Annotated in this window: 11 protein-coding genes; 4 read left to right on the top strand and 7 right to left on the bottom strand. The window is 66.6% G+C overall.

Annotated features, from left to right (window positions below; translation table 11 throughout):
• Positions 1-9 precede the first annotated feature (9 nt).
• From gyrA to dnaA, 7 genes are all read right to left on the bottom strand, one after another.
• Positions 10-2,523: a DNA gyrase subunit A gene (gene gyrA, locus ON34_RS28350; RefSeq protein ID WP_040785155.1), complete on the bottom strand. Its 2,514-nt coding sequence runs from the start codon at positions 2,521-2,523 to the stop codon at positions 10-12.
• Between the two features lie 109 nt (positions 2,524-2,632).
• Positions 2,633-4,714 (bottom strand): DNA topoisomerase (ATP-hydrolyzing) subunit B, encoded by a 2,082-nt coding sequence (gene gyrB, locus ON34_RS28345; RefSeq protein ID WP_373291985.1) that lies wholly within the window; start codon positions 4,712-4,714, stop codon positions 2,633-2,635.
• A gap of 276 nt (positions 4,715-4,990) precedes the next feature.
• Positions 4,991-5,902 carry an alpha/beta fold hydrolase gene (locus ON34_RS28340; protein ID WP_051023254.1) on the bottom strand — a complete coding sequence of 304 codons (912 nt, stop codon included), beginning with the start codon at positions 5,900-5,902 and terminating at the stop codon, positions 4,991-4,993.
• Positions 5,903-6,029: 127 nt separating this feature from the next.
• The gene (locus ON34_RS28335) at positions 6,030-6,599 is read right to left on the bottom strand and encodes a DUF721 family protein (RefSeq protein ID WP_040785150.1); all 570 of its coding nucleotides are present in this window, start codon (positions 6,597-6,599) and stop codon (positions 6,030-6,032) included.
• 372 nt (positions 6,600-6,971) lie between these two features.
• Positions 6,972-8,180: a DNA replication/repair protein RecF gene (gene recF / locus ON34_RS28330; protein ID WP_040785147.1), complete on the bottom strand. Its 1,209-nt coding sequence runs from the start codon at positions 8,178-8,180 to the stop codon at positions 6,972-6,974.
• Between the two features lie 243 nt (positions 8,181-8,423).
• The gene (gene dnaN, locus ON34_RS28325) at positions 8,424-9,599 is read right to left on the bottom strand and encodes a DNA polymerase III subunit beta (protein WP_040785145.1); all 1,176 of its coding nucleotides are present in this window, start codon (positions 9,597-9,599) and stop codon (positions 8,424-8,426) included.
• 899 nt (positions 9,600-10,498) lie between these two features.
• The gene (dnaA, locus tag ON34_RS28320) at positions 10,499-12,433 is read right to left on the bottom strand and encodes a chromosomal replication initiator protein DnaA (protein WP_040785143.1); all 1,935 of its coding nucleotides are present in this window, start codon (positions 12,431-12,433) and stop codon (positions 10,499-10,501) included.
• A gap of 645 nt (positions 12,434-13,078) precedes the next feature.
• Between dnaA and rpmH the strand changes: the two genes are divergently transcribed.
• The 4 genes from rpmH to yidC are packed head-to-tail and all read left to right on the top strand — an operon-like array spanning position 13,079 to position 15,154.
• Positions 13,079-13,222: a 50S ribosomal protein L34 gene (gene rpmH / locus ON34_RS35020; RefSeq protein ID WP_006550910.1), complete on the top strand. Its 144-nt coding sequence runs from the start codon at positions 13,079-13,081 to the stop codon at positions 13,220-13,222.
• A gap of 21 nt (positions 13,223-13,243) precedes the next feature.
• Positions 13,244-13,675 carry a ribonuclease P protein component gene (gene rnpA / locus ON34_RS28315; protein WP_040785139.1) on the top strand — a complete coding sequence of 144 codons (432 nt, stop codon included), beginning with the start codon at positions 13,244-13,246 and terminating at the stop codon, positions 13,673-13,675.
• Positions 13,672-14,070, top strand: a complete 399-nt coding sequence (gene yidD, locus ON34_RS28310) for a membrane protein insertion efficiency factor YidD (RefSeq protein ID WP_040785137.1) — start codon at positions 13,672-13,674, stop codon at positions 14,068-14,070. The genes rnpA and yidD overlap by 4 nt, the downstream gene beginning before the upstream one ends.
• 4 nt (positions 14,071-14,074) lie before the next feature.
• Complete coding sequence (gene yidC / locus ON34_RS28305) at positions 14,075-15,154, top strand: membrane protein insertase YidC (RefSeq protein ID WP_040785134.1); 1,080 nt, start codon at positions 14,075-14,077, stop codon at positions 15,152-15,154.
• Positions 15,155-15,263: the final 109 nt, after the last annotated feature.

Below are 15,263 nucleotides of genomic sequence, written 5' to 3'. Positions count from 1 at the left end.
GCTATTGGATTACTTCTCAGAAGAACCGGTGTCGCCGCCGCCGGCGACCTGATCGGGATCGGGCTCGTCGGCATTGCGCGCGATCGCAAGCAAGGTATCGCCCTCCGCGAGGTTCATCAATCGCACGCCCTTGGTCTGCCGTCCAGCCTTACGAACCTGCTTCGCCGCCGTCCGGATGACGCCGCCCCCGGAGGTGATCGCGTACAACTCATCCTCGTCGTCGACGATGAGCGCCCCGACCAGGGTGCCACGTTTCGCGTCGAACTGGATGGTCAATACGCCTTTACCGCCGCGACCCTGCGGGGTGTACTCCTCGATCGCGGTCCGCTTCGCATATCCGCCGGACGTCGCGACCAGCAGATATGTGCCATCGCGAACCACATTGAGGGACAACAGCTCATCGCTGTCGTTGAACCGCATGCCCTGCACGCCCGAGGTGGCGCGGCCCATCGGACGCAACGCCTCGTCGGTGGCCGAGAAGCGAATGGACTGGCCGAGCGCCGAGACCAGCAGCAGGTCGTCGTCGGCCGAGCAGAGCACGGCGCCGACCAATTCGTCCTCGTCGCGCAGATTGACCGCGACGATGCCGCCGCTGCGGTTGGAGTCGAAGTCGGTCAGCTTCGACTTCTTCACCAGACCGTTCTTGGTGGCCAGCACCAGGTACGGAGCATCGTTGTAGGACTTGATCTGGATGATCTGGGCGATCTTCTCGTCCGGCTGGAACGCCAGCAGGTTCGCCACGTGCTGCCCGCGCGCGGTGCGGTTGGCCTCGGGCAGTTCATACGCCTTGGCGCGGTAGACGCGGCCCTTGTTCGTGAAGAACAGCAACCAGTCGTGCGTCGAGGTGATGAAGAAGTGCTTGACGATGTCGTCCTGTTTGAGACCGGCGCCTTGCACACCCTTGCCGCCGCGCTTCTGGCTCCGATAGAGATCGGTCTTGGTGCGCTTGGCGTAGCCGGTCTCGGTGATCGTGACGACCACGTCTTCGCGGGCGATGAGATCCTCGTCGGCCACGTCGCCGTCGGCCGCGATGATCTTGGTGCGCCGCTCGTCGCCGTACTTGTCGACGATTTCCTGCAGTTCGTCGCGGACGATCGCGCGCTGGCGCTCCGGCTTCTCCAGGATGTCCTTGAGATCGGCGATCTCCAGCTCGATCTTGGCCAGCTCGTCGACGATCTTCTGCCGCTCCAACGCCGAGAGGCGCCGCAGCTGCATATCGAGAATCGCGGTGGCCTGGATCTCGTCGATGTCCAGCAGGCGCATGAGGCCGGTGCGCGCGGTCTCGGTGTCGGCCGAGCGGCGGATCAGTGCGATGACCTCGTCCAGCGCGTCCAGCGCCTTGACCAGACCGCGCAGGATGTGGGCCCGTTCCTCGGCCTTGCGCAGCAGGTAGCGGGTGCGCCGCACGATCACGTCGAGCTGGTGGTTGACGTAATGGCGGATCATCTGGTCCAGCCGCAGGGTGCGCGGCACCCCGTCGACGATGGACAGCATGTTCGCACCGAAGCTGGTCTGCAGCTGGGTGTGCTTGTAGAGGTTGTTCAGCACCACCTTGGCCACGGCGTCGCGCTTGACGGTGACCACGATGCGCAGGCCCGCGCGGTCGGAGGACTCGTCGTGGATGTCGGAGATGCCCGCGATCTTGCCGTCGCGCACCTGTTCGGCGATCGAGGAGATCAGATTGTCCGGGTTGACCTGGTAGGGCAGCTCCGTGATGACGATCGTGGTGCGGCCCTTGTTGTCTTCCTCGATCTCGACCACACCGCGCATGCGGATGGAGCCGCGCCCGGTGGAGTAGGCGTCCTGGATGCCCTGGGTGCCCACGATCAGGCCCTCGGTCGGGAAATCCGGGCCCTTGACCCGCTCCATGCACGCGGCGAGCGTGGCTTCCTCGTCGGCGTCGTGGTTGTCCAACGCCCAGTAGATCGCCTCGGCGACCTCGTTGAGATTGTGCGGCGGGATATTGGTCGCCATACCGACCGCGATGCCGCCCGAGCCGTTGATCAGCAGGTTCGGCACCCGGGACGGCAGAACCACCGGCTCCTGTGAGCGGCCGTCGTAGTTCGGCACGAAATCGACCGTCTCGTGGTCGATTTCGCGCAGCATCTCCATGGCGATGGGCGTGAGACGGCACTCGGTGTACCGCATGGCGGCCGGGCCGTCGTTGCCGCGCGAACCGAAGTTGCCCTGCGGATCCACCAGCGGGTAGCGCAGCGACCACGGCTGGGCCATGCGCACCAGGGTGTCGTAGATCGGGACGTCGCCGTGCGGGTGGTAGTTACCCATGGTCTCGGCGACCGGGCGCGCGGACTTCACATAGCCGCGGTCGGGCCGATACCCGTTGTCGTACATCGCGTAGAGGATGCGCCGGTGCACCGGCTTCAGGCCGTCGCGCACGTCGGGCAGCGCTCGGCCGACGATCACGCTCATCGCGTAATCGATGTAGCTGTTCTGCATCTCCTGCTGGATGTCGACCGGTTCGATGCGCTCGCCGCCGGTCGGAGGCAGGGTGGTGTCGGTCATGAGGTCTCCTGTGTCTTGCGAATGCTCCCGCACCCCGTCGGCGTCATGAGCGCTGCGCGATGGTCTCGTGCGGAATCGTGGGATCGCGCGTCACGGCGCGCGTGCTGACTCACAGATCGAGGAAGCGGACGTCCTTGGCGTTGCGCGTGATGAAACTGCGCCGCGCCTCGACGTCTTCGCCCATCAGCACGCTGAACAGCTCGTCGGCGGCCGCCGCGTCGTCCAACGTCACTTGACGCAACAGCCGCACCGACGGATCCATGGTGGTCTCCCACAGCTCCTTGGGGTTCATCTCACCGAGACCCTTGTAGCGCTGCACGCCGTCGTCCTTGTTGATCTTCTTGCCCGCGGCGAGACCGGCCTCGAGCAGACCGTCGCGCTCGCGATCGGAGTAGGCGAACTCCGGGTCGCTGCGCTGCCACTTGAGCTTGTACAGCGGCGGCTGCGCCAGATACACGTGACCGTGTTCGACCAGCGGGCGCATGAACCGGAACAGCAGCGTGAGCAGCAGCGTCGAGATGTGCTGGCCGTCGACGTCGGCGTCGGCCATCAGCACGATCTTGTGATACCGCAGCTTGCTGATGTCGAACTCGTCGTGGATGCCGGTGCCGAACGCGGTGATGATGGACTGGACCTCGTTGTTCTTGAGGACCTTGTCGATGCGCGCCTTCTCGACGTTGATGATCTTGCCTCGGATCGGCAGGATCGCCTGGTACATCGAGTCGCGACCGGACTTGGCCGAGCCGCCCGCGGAGTCACCCTCGACGATGTAGATCTCGGACTTGTGCGGGTCCTTGGACCGGCAGTCGGCCAGCTTGCCGGGCAGACCGCCCAGGTCGGTGGCCGACTTGCGGCGCACCAGCTCGCGCGCTTTGCGCGCGGCGACGCGGGCCTGCGCCGAGGACACCGCCTTGTTCACGATGGTCTTCGCGTCGGCTGGGTTGGCTTCGAACCAGTGGGTGAGGTGCTCATTGCAGGTGCGCTGCACGAACGACTTCACCTCGGTGTTGCCGAGCTTGGTCTTGGTCTGGCCCTCGAACTGCGGCTCGCCGACCTTGACGCTCACGATGGCGGCCAGGCCCTCCCGGATGTCGTCACCGGTGAGGTTGCCGTCCTTCTCCTTGATGAGCTTCTTGTCCTTCGCGTACTTGTTGACCACCGTGGTCAACGCCGCGCGGAAGCCCTCTTCGTGCGTGCCGCCCTCGTGGGTGTTGATGGTGTTGGCGAAAGTGTGCACCGACTCCGAGTAACCGGAGTTCCACTGCATCGCGACCTCGAGCTCGTGGCCGGTGCCCTTGCCGGTGAACCCGACGACCGAGTTGTGGATCGGCTGCTTGGTCCGGTTGATGTGGCGGACGAAGTCCTCCAGTCCGCCCGGGTAGTGGTAGGTCCTGGTCTTGACCTTGTGCTCGGCCGCGGCGCCGTTCTGGTCGGCGTGCTTGGGCGCCTCGGCGGTCTCGCTGACCACCTCGTCGATGACCTCGGAGTCGCTGACGCGCTCGTCGGTGAGCTTGATGGTCAGTCCTTTGTTCAGGAACGCCATCTCCTGCAGCCTGCGGGCCACCGTCTCGAAGTTGTAGGTTGTGGTCTCGAAGACCTCCGGGTCCGCCCAGAAGCGGATGGTGGTGCCGGTCTTCTTGGTCGGTTCGCCCTGCACCAGCTTGCCGGGAGTGGCGTCCTTGTAGGTCTGGCTCCAGTGGTAGCCGTCGCGGTCGATCTCCGCCTCCAGGCGGGTCGACAGCGCGTTGACCACGGAGATGCCGACGCCGTGCAAACCGCCGGACACCGCGTAGGAATCCGAGTCGAACTTGCCGCCGGCATGCAGCTGGGTCATGACGACCTCGATGGTGGGCACGCCTTGGGCGTGCATCGCGACCGGGATGCCGCGGCCGTCGTCGACCACTTCGACGCCGCCGTCGGCCAGCAGGGTGACCTCGACCTTCGTCGCGTACCCGGCCATCGCCTCGTCGACGGAGTTGTCGACGACCTCCCAGATCAGGTGGTGCAGACCGCGCTCGCCGGTGGAGCCGATGTACATGCCCGGACGCTTGCGAACCGCCTCGAGCCCCTCGAGAACCGTGATGGAGGAGGCACCATAGTCCTGCTTCCCGGTCGCCTTGGTCGAACCCGATGCGGTGGAGTCTTTGGCAGCCACTGGTCGGTAGCTCTCCTTACTTGCTGATCCCGGCATACATCGATCGGACAGCACACGTGGGGCCCTGGTGGTATCTGATCGAAAATTAGGGTCCACGCGCGGACTGTGCGAAACGCGCCGAAGGTATCGCCGCTAGTTACGTCACCATCCTACTGGTACACCCAACTTACAACGCACATCCGACACCCCTGACGGCTCCGTGAATGCGAGAAAACGGATTCCGCCGACTCGGTTCCGCCTTCCGATGGTTTTGATCCATCAGGCGTCGGCTGAGAGATGCGTTGGACGCTGCGGACTTCGGGCTGCGGGCGATCAGCGAGCGGCGCCGACCCGATCCACGAAGGCGGCCGTGTGGCGTGCCAGCTCCGCCGGATGTGAGATCGGCGACCAATGCCGTGCCGAGATCTCGGCGCGGGTCAGGTTCGACACCCACCGATCGGCCTCGGCATTGACCACCGGCCGCACCGCCCGGTCGCCGGTGGCGACGATCAGCTGCACCGGCACCTGGATCGGACGGGGCCGCGGATGGCGCAAGTGCGCGCGGATGTTCGCGCGGTAGAGCTTCAGGTTATTGATCATATCGGTGCGCAACGTCGGCGCGGTCTCCACCAACGCGGGATCCAAGCCATCGAAGAAGCCGAGGAAGCGCGGCCAATGGTTGGACAGCACCCGAAGCACCGGATTCGGCAGTCCCGGGATCTGGAAAGCGACGGTGTAAGCCGAGGCGATGGCTTGGGCGAGCGAGCCGCGCAGCCGTGCCGGGGTGACGGGGCCGCGCAGATAAGCGCCGAGGAAATCCAGGTTCGGGCCGGACACCGAAGTGAACGACGCGATCACCGACGCGGCGTCCGGAGCGGCCACCAACTCCCAACCGACCACCGATCCCCAGTCGTGGCCGAGCACGTGGACCCGTTGCCCCGGGGCGACGGCGTCGATCACCGCACGGACATCGGCCGCGAGCTCTTCGATCCGGTAGGCCGCGACATCCGCGGGCGCCGAGCTGTCACCCGCACCGCGATTGTCCAAGGCGATCACTCGATGGCGGCCTGTGAGCAACGCGGCCACCCGGCTCCACAGCACGTGGGTGTCGGGCCAGCCGTGGATCAACAGGACCGGTATCCCGTCGGGATTACCGCATTCATACACCGCGAGTTCGATGTCGCCGCGGTGGACGGTTCGGGTCGCTGTCACGGGAAACGGGCCAATGGAGGTGGTGATCGTCATCGAAAAACCTTCCGCCCGGAGGTGTTCGATCCGACGCGACAGGTTCCGGGCACGACATCGGGCCGAGGCGTTCCACGTGAAACGCCTGTCGATGTAACCGTAACACCGGGTACCAGATACTGCCCAACTATCCGTACGTGTCGCGTGGTCCTCGGCCTTTGATATGGCGTTCGCCCTTCCGCCAGCTCGGTGCGGCAGGGCCGGAGATCTTCACGGAGGTCACCACGCCTTGGCCGACAGCGGCGTTGATCTTCGCCAGAATCTGGCTCTGCAGCATCCGCAATTGCGTAGCCCACGCGGTCGACTCGGCCGCGATACTCAGCACCCCGTCCTTCAGCGCGACCGGGGTGGCGTGCGCGGCGATGTCCTCACCGACGACCCCCGCCCACCGGCCGAACACCATGCCTTCGGCCACCTTGTTCGACCAGCCACGGCTCTTGGCGATCGAGCCGGCCAGCTTGGACAGGGGTTGGGGATCGCGATCGTCCGGCCGGGCGCCGGACCAGCCGGTGCGCCTGCGGGCGCCGGTCCGCAGCCTGCGCTGCGGCGAGGCACGACCCTGGCCGACAGACTTACCGCTGGCCCGTGCCGCGGCCCGCGCCTCCTCGAGCGCACGCCGGGCCAGGTCGATTCCGCGTAGCTCGGGTTCGCGGCCTGCGGATTCGGCGGATCCGGGCTCGGCGGGCTGATCGCTCATCGGCCCTCTCCCCTCGCACGCATTCGGTTGTCCCCAGTTTCGATCATGTTGTCCCCAGGCTTTGCCAGATGTTGCCAGCTACCCGAACACTCGCGCGGCCAGCACGCAGAGAGCCGGTCAAATGACCTGTTCGCCGCCCATTCGAGGGGATTTTCGCGTCGATGCTTCTAATTGCTCGACTGTTGCTGCATCCACGTTCGCTGCGGTGAGCGACGTCGGCCAGCCGAGTTTTCCACAGGTGTTGGGGAATCGACCTCAGCTGTCGACAACGCGGGCGGTAGTCCCGACGACTGGTCACTGTAGTGGATCGAAGCCATAAACGCCGAAGCGCGGATAGCGCGTGCCCCGGCCCGGCATCCGGTTCCACGTCGTTCACCGCTCGCCGCCGCAACCGTGGCCGCCACCGCAGGCCGTCTCCTCGGCGACAAGGCGCGAGACGCGTCCGTCGGGGCCCCCGGTGGTCTCGACATGCAGCGGCACGGCGGCGAGTTCGGCGGGTACGTCCTCCGGTACGGCTGCCGTGATCAGCACCTGCTCGGCCCCCTCCGCGACCGCGGCGAGCGCGGCGCGGCGACGGCGGTCGAGTTCGGCGAAGACGTCATCGAGCAGCAGCACCGGTTCGGCGCCGGTGGCGCGCAACAGATCGAACGCCCCCAACCGCAAGGCCAGCGCGAACGACCACGACTCGCCATGGCTGGCGAACCCCTTCGCGGGCGAGTCACCGAGCATCAGCTCCAGCTCGTCGCGATGCGGGCCCACCAGGCACACTCCGCGCTCGAGTTCCTTCGGACGCGCCGCGGCCAGCTCGCGCAGGATGATCGCCTCGAGCGCCTCGGTGTCCTCCGGGCGCGGTGATCTTGCCGGATCCAGGAACTCCTGCGGCAGCGCCGCACTGCGATAGGCGATCGACGCAGGCCGTGACTCCGGAGCGATCGAGGCGTAGGACTGCGCGACGTACGGAGCCAGGTCGTGCACCAGGCGCAGCCGTTGGGCGAGCAGCACCGAGGCGTGTACGGCCAGGTGCCCGTCCCATACGTCCAGCGTGCTCAGGTCCGCCTTCGACCTCGCCTGTCGCCCAGCGGTTTTCAGTAACGCCGACCGCTGGCGCAGCACCCGGTCGTAATCGCTGCGCACTGCGGCCAGTCTGGGCAGGCGTGCTGTGCACAACTCGTCCATGAAGCGGCGGCGCTCACCGGGATCCCCGCGCACCAGCGCGAGGTCCTCCGGCGCGAACAGCACTGTGTGCAGGATGCCGAGGATTTCGCGGGTCCGGCGGACCGGTGAACGGTTGATCTGCGCCCGGTTGGCGCTGCCCTGGTTCAGCTCGACATCGATGCGCAATTCGCGGCCCGCGTTGACCACAGTGGCGCCGATCCGGGCCCGCTCGGTGCCGGTCCGGATCAACGGCGCTTCCGTGGCGACGCGATGCGACCCGAGCGTGGCCAGGTAGCCGATCGCCTCGAGCAGGTTGGTCTTGCCGTTGCCGTTCGATCCCAAGAAAACCGTCCGGCCTGGGGATAATTCCAGTTCCACGTGCTCCCAGGAGCGGAAGTCACGCAGTGACAGTGCCCGGATGAACATCCGCTATCGCGCCCCTGCCTGGGCAGAAGCGGCCATTTCTGCCGGTCGGTCCGGCATCGGCACAGCCGCCGATCCCCACGTCACATGCCACAGCCCTGTGGAACACCTGTGGATAGAATGCGCGGCCACCCGCAGCGCGACCGCGTTCTGCGACGTCGCTGGTGGTTGTCCAGCGCGATGGCCGCTAGCCTGCACCGGATCACGCGGCGCGGATCCGCGCGGTACCCGATCATGCACCGGCCATCAGCCCGGCAGCCGGACCGGCATCAGCAGATAGATGTACGGGCTGGACAGCGCCGCGAACGTTCCGGAGTCGAGCACCTCGGGCTCCTCTTCGGCAGCGGGCAGCAGCACGGCGGGCCTGCTCGGCGTGGTGAAGCCGAAGGTGACCCGGTCGGCGTGCAGCGCGGACAAGCCGTCGATGAGGTAGCCGGGGTTGAACGCGATGGTGAGCGACTCGCCGCGGAAGTCCGCCTCCAACCATTCCTCGGCGCGTCCGGCGTCGTCGCCGCCTGCCGACAGCAGCAAACCGTCGGTGGAGAACTCCAGCCGCACCTGGGCACCGCGCTCGGCGACCAGTGCGACGCGCTTGATCGCGTCGGTCAGCGCGGCGACCGCCAGGGTGGCGATCGAGGTGTGCTCCTTGGGGAGCAACTGGCGGAACTTGGGGAATTCCGCGTCGAGCAGGCGGGTGGTGGTGCGGCGGCCCGCGTTCACGATGCCGAGCAGGCCGTCCGATCCCGCCCCGGTGCCCAGCGACAACTGGACCGGGGCGTCGGACGGTCCGAGCGTCTTGGCGGCCTCCGACAGCGTCCTGGCCGGGATGAGCACCGAAGTCTCGATGTCGGGGCGCGCGGGCTGCCATTCGATGTGCCGTACGGCCAGGCGGAACCGGTCGGTCGCCGCGAGGACGACCTGTGAGCCTTCGATCTCCACCCGGATTCCGGTGAGCATGGGCAGGGTGTCGTCGCGCCCGGCGGCAACGGCGACCTGTCCGACGGCCTCGGCGAAGACCTCGACGCTCAATTCACCGGTCTGCTGCGGCACCTCGGGCAGCTGTGGATAGTCCTCGACCGGCATGGTGGGCAGGGAGAACTTCGCGCTGCCACAGGTGATCAGCACCCGGGTGCCGTCCACCGAGACGTCGACCGGCTTGTTGGACAACGCCTTGGTGATGTCGGCCAGCAGGCGGCCGGAGACGAGCACCTGGCCCGGACCCGCGACCTCCGCCGCGACGCGCACCTGCGCGGACACTTCATAGTCGAAGCCGGAGACGGTCAGCCCGTCCTCGTCGGCGACCAGCAGCACGCCACCGAGCACCGGAACCGGAGGCCGGGACGGAAGACTGCGCGCCACCCAGGCGACGGAGTCGGCGAAATCCTCACGGGCGACCCGAAACTTCATGCTTGCAAGCTCCATCGCCCGATCTGTCCTCTCCCGGTTCCGTGATCTGTTGTCGGCTCGTCAGTGTCGGTGCTCGAAAGGGTCCTGCCGAATCGGCCGCCTTCGCAGTCTGGCACAGGCGACCGACATCAAACCGTACCCGCGTGGGAGACGAGCACCTAGCCCGACCCTCCGGCGGTGCGTGCGGTCGGCGCCGTGGGGGGCTGCCGAGTGGGTCGAGCAGAGGCGAGCGTGTCGCGTGTCCGGACGGCGGCCGTCGTTCGTTCATCCGCGGGGATGGTGGCGCGGTGCGCGGGACCGTGTGCATGGACACCGGTCGGCTCTCTTCTCCATGCCGGAGACGTGTTGGCGCCGAAGCCTCGTCGCTCGACCGACTTTCCACACACCCTGTTTTGAAGAGAGATCTCTGATGAGAAGAACCGAAGTAGTAGTAGGGGCTGTGGATTCTGTGGACTGCGGGCGAATCCACTGGTCAGCGGGCGTGGTGCCGTGGGGATGACCGCTGGGTGTCTCGAGGATGAACACGGGGCGTCTGTGGAGGTTCACCGGTTGTCCCAGATTCATCCTCGAGCGCTCCTCGAGTTGTTCCACCAGATTCACCCGGTTGTTCACACATGTGCACGAAACCGTGGACAGCTCGAGGATTCCTCGAGGACTCCACACGGACTCCTCGAGGAATCCACAAGGCTGAACCGGACACCGCGCTGGTCACAGGCTGTGCGCTACCGCGGCTGGGGAAACTGTTGAATTCGGCCTGTGAGCCGACAGTTGAGGACCCTGGTCCTCGCCTGTGCACGAATCGGTGGACAAACCGGGGGATTCCTCGAGGACTCCACAAGGATTCCTCGAGGAATCCACAACCCACAAAAAAGCACCGCCCCAGGTCAGGGGCGGTGCTCAGCTGTGTATGGACCTCAGCGCGAGCGCTGTTTGATCCGGGCTGTGAGTTCTTGGACCTGGTCGTAGACGCGGCGCCGCTCGGTCATCTCCTTGCGCACCTTCTTCTCCGCGTACATCACCGTGGTGTGGTCGCGACCGAACGCCTGGCCGATCTTCGGCAGCGACAGATCGGTCAGTTCGCGGCACAGGTACATGGCGATCTGCCTGGCCTGGGCCAGCGGCCGAGCCTTGCCGGGACCGGTGAGTTCTTCCAAGGTGGTGTTGAAGTACTCCGCGGTGACGGCCATGATCGTCGCCGCGTTGATCTCCAGCGCCGCGGTGTCCGGCATGAGATCGCGCAGCACCACCTCGGCCAGCGGCAAATCCAGCGGCTGACCGTTCAACGAGGCGAACGCGGTCACCCGGATGAGCGCCCCTTCCAGCTCACGGATGTTGCGCTCGACCCGGCTGGCGATCAGCTCCAGTACGTCGTGCGGCACATCGAGCCGGTCCATCCGCGCCTTTTTGCGCAGGATCGCGATCCGCGTCTCCAGTTCCGGCGGCTGCACGTCGGTGATCAATCCCCACTCGAACCGGGTCCGCAGCCGCTCCTCCAGGGTGGCCAGTTGCTTCGGTGGACGGTCCGAGGAGACGACGATCTGCTTGTTCGCGTTGTGCAGAGTGTTGAAGGTGTGGAAGAACTCCTCCTGGATGCCTTCCTTGCCCTCGATGAACTGGATGTCGTCGACCAGAAGGATGTCGGTCTCGCGGTAGCGGCGCTTGAACGCGACCTTCCGGTCGTCGCGCAGGCTGTTGATGAAGTCGTTGGTGAATTCCTCGGTCGAGACGTACTTGACCCGCATGCCAGGAAACAGCCGCTGCGCGTAATGGCCCGCCGCGTGCAGCAAGTGCGTCTTGCCCAATCCTGAAGCGCCCCAGACGAATAGCGGGTTGTACGCGCGCGCGGGGGCTTCGGCGATAGCAACGGCGGCGGCGTGCGCGAAACGGTTCGACGCGCCGATGACGAAGGTTTCGAACGTGTACTTCGCGTTCAGGCTGGCCGAGGAGGTCGCGGGAGCGGACGACTCGGGCGATTTGGTGAAGTAGGTCGGCCAGGAGTTGCGGACGTTCACCACGGGCTCGTCGTCATGATCGCCCCGCGGGTTGTCCCCCACCGGCTCGCGCACCGGATCGTGGGCCAGTCCGGTATCGGTCTCGGCGGCTTCGCGTACCGAGGCACGGATCGGGCCGCGCAGCGGAGCCGGTTCGGGATTGAACAGCGACTCCTGGCCCGGCGGTATGGCCGACTCCCGGCGCGGCGGAAGTCCGGTCTCGCGCCGCGGCGCGGCGTCCGGCGCGGACACTCCGGGCAGTTCGGCCATGGTCGAGTACTCCCCGCGCGCCGGGTAGTCGGCGTGGGGGTACTCCGGCTGGCGGTACTCCTCCCCCGGCGCAAAGTCCTGTCCGTATTCGGGTCGGGAGAAGTCGGAGCCATCGTCGTAAGGCGACGCAGGCGCGTAGTCGGCGGACTGTGCGTAGCGCGGCGCGGGGTATGCGTCGCGGCCCGGGAAGTCGGAACCCGGATAGGTGGCCGGACCGCGCCCGACGTCGCGGGCTCGGTCGGGCCTGCTCGTCATCCTGGCATGCCGTGGTGTGTTGCTCTGCCGGTCGACCGTCGGGCTGGTCGGCGCGGCGATGCGAACGCCGAGCCCTTCCACTTGGGGACCGAGTCGACGGGCCAGCGAGCGGAGGATCGGCTCGCGCAGATCGCGTTCGATGGCCTCCTGGGCCAGCGACGAGGGCACCGAGAGCAGAGCGAACCCCTGTGCGACCGTCAGCGGCTTGACCAGCTTCAGCCAGGCCTGCTGTGCTCGGGTCACCGGAGGGATGGCGCCGTCCGGTGAGCCGGTGGTCAGTTCGGTGACAACCTCGGGCCACACCGTGGCCAACACGTTCTGCTCGTCGTCCATGCAGTTTCCTCCCCGGAAGTAGGTCGATAGGAGCAGACGGCCGGGGCACGCGGGGAGAGTGCGGTGCGACCATGCTGGGGTCGGGCCCGTGATCCTGCGTACGTCCGTAACCGGTTCGGACGCTGTCCGGGTCCCCCATCCGGGCAGCGGCGTGGCACCGTCGGCCCTACGAATATGCCACTCCAGGGGTCTTTCCACACAATTATCCACAGATGTGGAGAACCCTGGGGAAGTGCGAATCGCGCGCACGCGCGACGGTGACAACGCTGCGACCTGCGGTTCTGCAGCAATCGCCTGGCTACGTACCCTGGTGACCGAGGTTCCCCATGGCTAGGGGTGTGGACGAACTCACGGTCAGCGCCGGAACGACCGACTCGACGCGACCGATTCTGCCTGGTCGCGGGCGGCGGCTCGCAGGCAGGGGGCGAGTTTGACCCGCCCCGGACCGATCAGTACCCTCGTACAGTCACCCCTTGGTGCGGTGGCGGTCTTGTGCTGACCGCGTTTAGGTCGTGATCGACCGACTGTGCGCCAGGACCGACGCGCGCCGATGATGACCAGACCTGCGATTCATTCGCGCACTACACGTATCACCGACAAGCTTCGGGCGCTACCTGGCGCCCGCCTACTCGAGGAGTGTTGACCGTGGCCAAGGGCAAGCGGACGTTCCAGCCGAACAACCGTCGTCGGGCGCGGGTGCACGGCTTCCGTCTCCGGATGCGCACCCGTGCGGGTCGCGCCATCGTCTCGGCGCGTCGCCGCAAGGGCCGCGCTTCCCTTACTGCCTGATCCTCGCTCGCGGACGCTCGGGTGTTGCCTGAGCCGTATCGGTTGCATCATCGTGCCGACTTCTCCCGGACGGTGCGCCGCGGCCAGCGAATCGGGAGGCGAGATCTGGTCGTGCACGCGCTGCTAGGCGAGTATGACGGAGTCGTGGGCGTGAATGAACGACACGATCAGATCCCGGACGACAAGCTGGTTCGCGCGGGTGGACCGCGCTTCGGGTTGATTGTCAGCAAGGCGGTGGGCAACGCGGTGATTCGACATCGCGTTGCTCGCCGCCTGCGTCATATGTGCGCCCAGGTGCTCGCCGAGGTGCCAACGGGAACCGACATCGTGATCCGGGTACTTCCGGGTGCCGCCACGGCGTCCTCGGAAGACCTGCTCCGTCAGCTGCGCGGGGCCCTGCGCAAGCTCGGCGGCGGTGCCGACGCAGAAGCGCGGACGGGGAGTCCGACATGAGCATGCGCGCGACGATCACCAAACTGCCCGCACACGCGCTGATCTTTCTGATCGAGCTGTATCGGACCTACGTCTCCCCCACCCGCATGCCGGTGTGCCGATTCACCCCGACGTGCAGCGAGTACGCGGCTACCGCGCTGCGCACCCGCGGCCTGTTCATCGGGCTCGTACTGACGGTCGTGCGCTTGGCCAAATGCGCACCCTGGCACCCTGGTGGGTGGGACCCCGTCCCGGAGCGGAAGCGAAGCACCCTTCGCGCCGAGCCCGTGGACGAGGCAGCTGCCGACGCGGCGTCGCAGGAACCGAGCGTGCCTGCCGAGCCGCGGTCGCGGCCGAACGCTTGTAAGGGATCACCGCACGCGGTGATCGGCGACACGAACGACGGGAGTGCATAGAACCGTGCTCGACTTCATCTATTACCCGGTGTCCTGGATCCTCTGGTTCTGGCATCGGGTCTTCGGGTTCGCGTTCGGCGCGGACAACGGTCTCACCTGGGCACTGTCGGTGGTGTTCTTGGTGTTCACCTTGCGCCTGGTGCTCTACAAGCCGTTCGTCAAGCAGGTGCGCACCACCAAGCAGATGCAGGAGCTGCAGCCCCAGATCAAGGAGCTGCAGAAGAAGTACAAGAACGACCGCCAGAAGATGGCGGTCGAGATGCAGAAGCTGCAGAAAGAGAACGGCTTCAACCCGCTGATGGGCTGCCTGCCGGTCCTCGCTCAGGTGCCGGTCTTCCTCGGGCTGTTCCACGTGCTGCGGTCGTTCAACCGGACCGGGCACGGCTTCGGCCAGCTCGGCATGACACCCGAGCAGAACGCGAACACCGCGAACTACGTCTTCAGCGCCGCCGACGTCCAGTCGTTCCTGAGTGCCCGCATCTTCGGCGCGCCGATCTCGGCGTTCATCACCACGCCGATCAACGAGTTGCAGGCGTTCGCCGACTACGGCGGCGTGCCGAGCCGTTTGAGCATCGCGCTCGTGGCGATCCCGCTGATGGTCATCGCCGGTCTCGCGACCCACTTCAACGCGCGCGCCTCGGTCGCGCGGCAGACGCCGGAAGCCGCGGCCAACCCGCAGGCGGCGATGATGAACAAGCTCGCGCTGTGGGTTTTCCCGCTCGGCGTGCTCGTCGGTGGTCCTTTCCTCCCGATCGCCATCCTGCTGTACTGGGTCTCCAACAACATTTGGACCTACGGGCAGCAGCACCTCGTCTTCGGCCGGATGGCGAAGGAAGAGGAAGCCAAGAAGCTCGCGAAGCTGGAACAGCGCGCGCAGAACGCGCCGAAGCCGGGCGCCAAACCGGTCAACGTGAAGAAGAAGCCGACGCCGTCCGCTGACGCCGCCGGGACGGACGAGACCGCCGCGGCCCCGTCGACGAACGGCACCGCCAAACCGGCGAAGCAGGCCGCGAGCCAACGCCGGGCGGGTGGCCAGAAGCGGTCGCCGAACCGGGGCAGGGCAAACCAGAAGCGTAGGCGCTGACCTCACAATCGGTGGGCCGTGGGTCCATCTCTATCACTGAGCAACCCCTTGATCGCGAATACCGCCCGGCGGCGATTGCCCGGCGCGCGCGATGAGCAGATGAAGGAAA

Origin of the sequence: Nocardia pneumoniae NBRC 100136 (assembly GCF_000308755.1) — a bacterium.
Classification (GTDB): domain Bacteria; phylum Actinomycetota; class Actinomycetes; order Mycobacteriales; family Mycobacteriaceae; genus Nocardia; species Nocardia pneumoniae.
The sequence above is the reverse complement of the archived record's forward strand: the minus strand, read 5'-3'. Positions and strand labels throughout refer to the sequence as shown.

Coding starts and splice junctions, on each gene's coding strand:
- yidD (WP_040785137.1), top strand. CDS start 13,672: ATGAGCATGCGCGCGACGATCACCAAACTGCCCGCACACGCGCTGATC.
- dnaN (WP_040785145.1), bottom strand. CDS start 9,599: ATGGAGCTTGCAAGCATGAAGTTTCGGGTCGCCCGTGAGGATTTCGCC.
- gyrB (WP_373291985.1), bottom strand. CDS start 4,714: ATGCCGGGATCAGCAAGTAAGGAGAGCTACCGACCAGTGGCTGCCAAA.
- gyrA (WP_040785155.1), bottom strand. CDS start 2,523: ATGACCGACACCACCCTGCCTCCGACCGGCGGCGAGCGCATCGAACCG.
- dnaA (WP_040785143.1), bottom strand. CDS start 12,433: ATGGACGACGAGCAGAACGTGTTGGCCACGGTGTGGCCCGAGGTTGTC.
- recF (WP_040785147.1), bottom strand. CDS start 8,180: ATGTTCATCCGGGCACTGTCACTGCGTGACTTCCGCTCCTGGGAGCAC.
- ON34_RS28340 (WP_051023254.1), bottom strand. CDS start 5,902: ATGACGATCACCACCTCCATTGGCCCGTTTCCCGTGACAGCGACCCGA.
- ON34_RS28335 (WP_040785150.1), bottom strand. CDS start 6,599: ATGAGCGATCAGCCCGCCGAGCCCGGATCCGCCGAATCCGCAGGCCGC.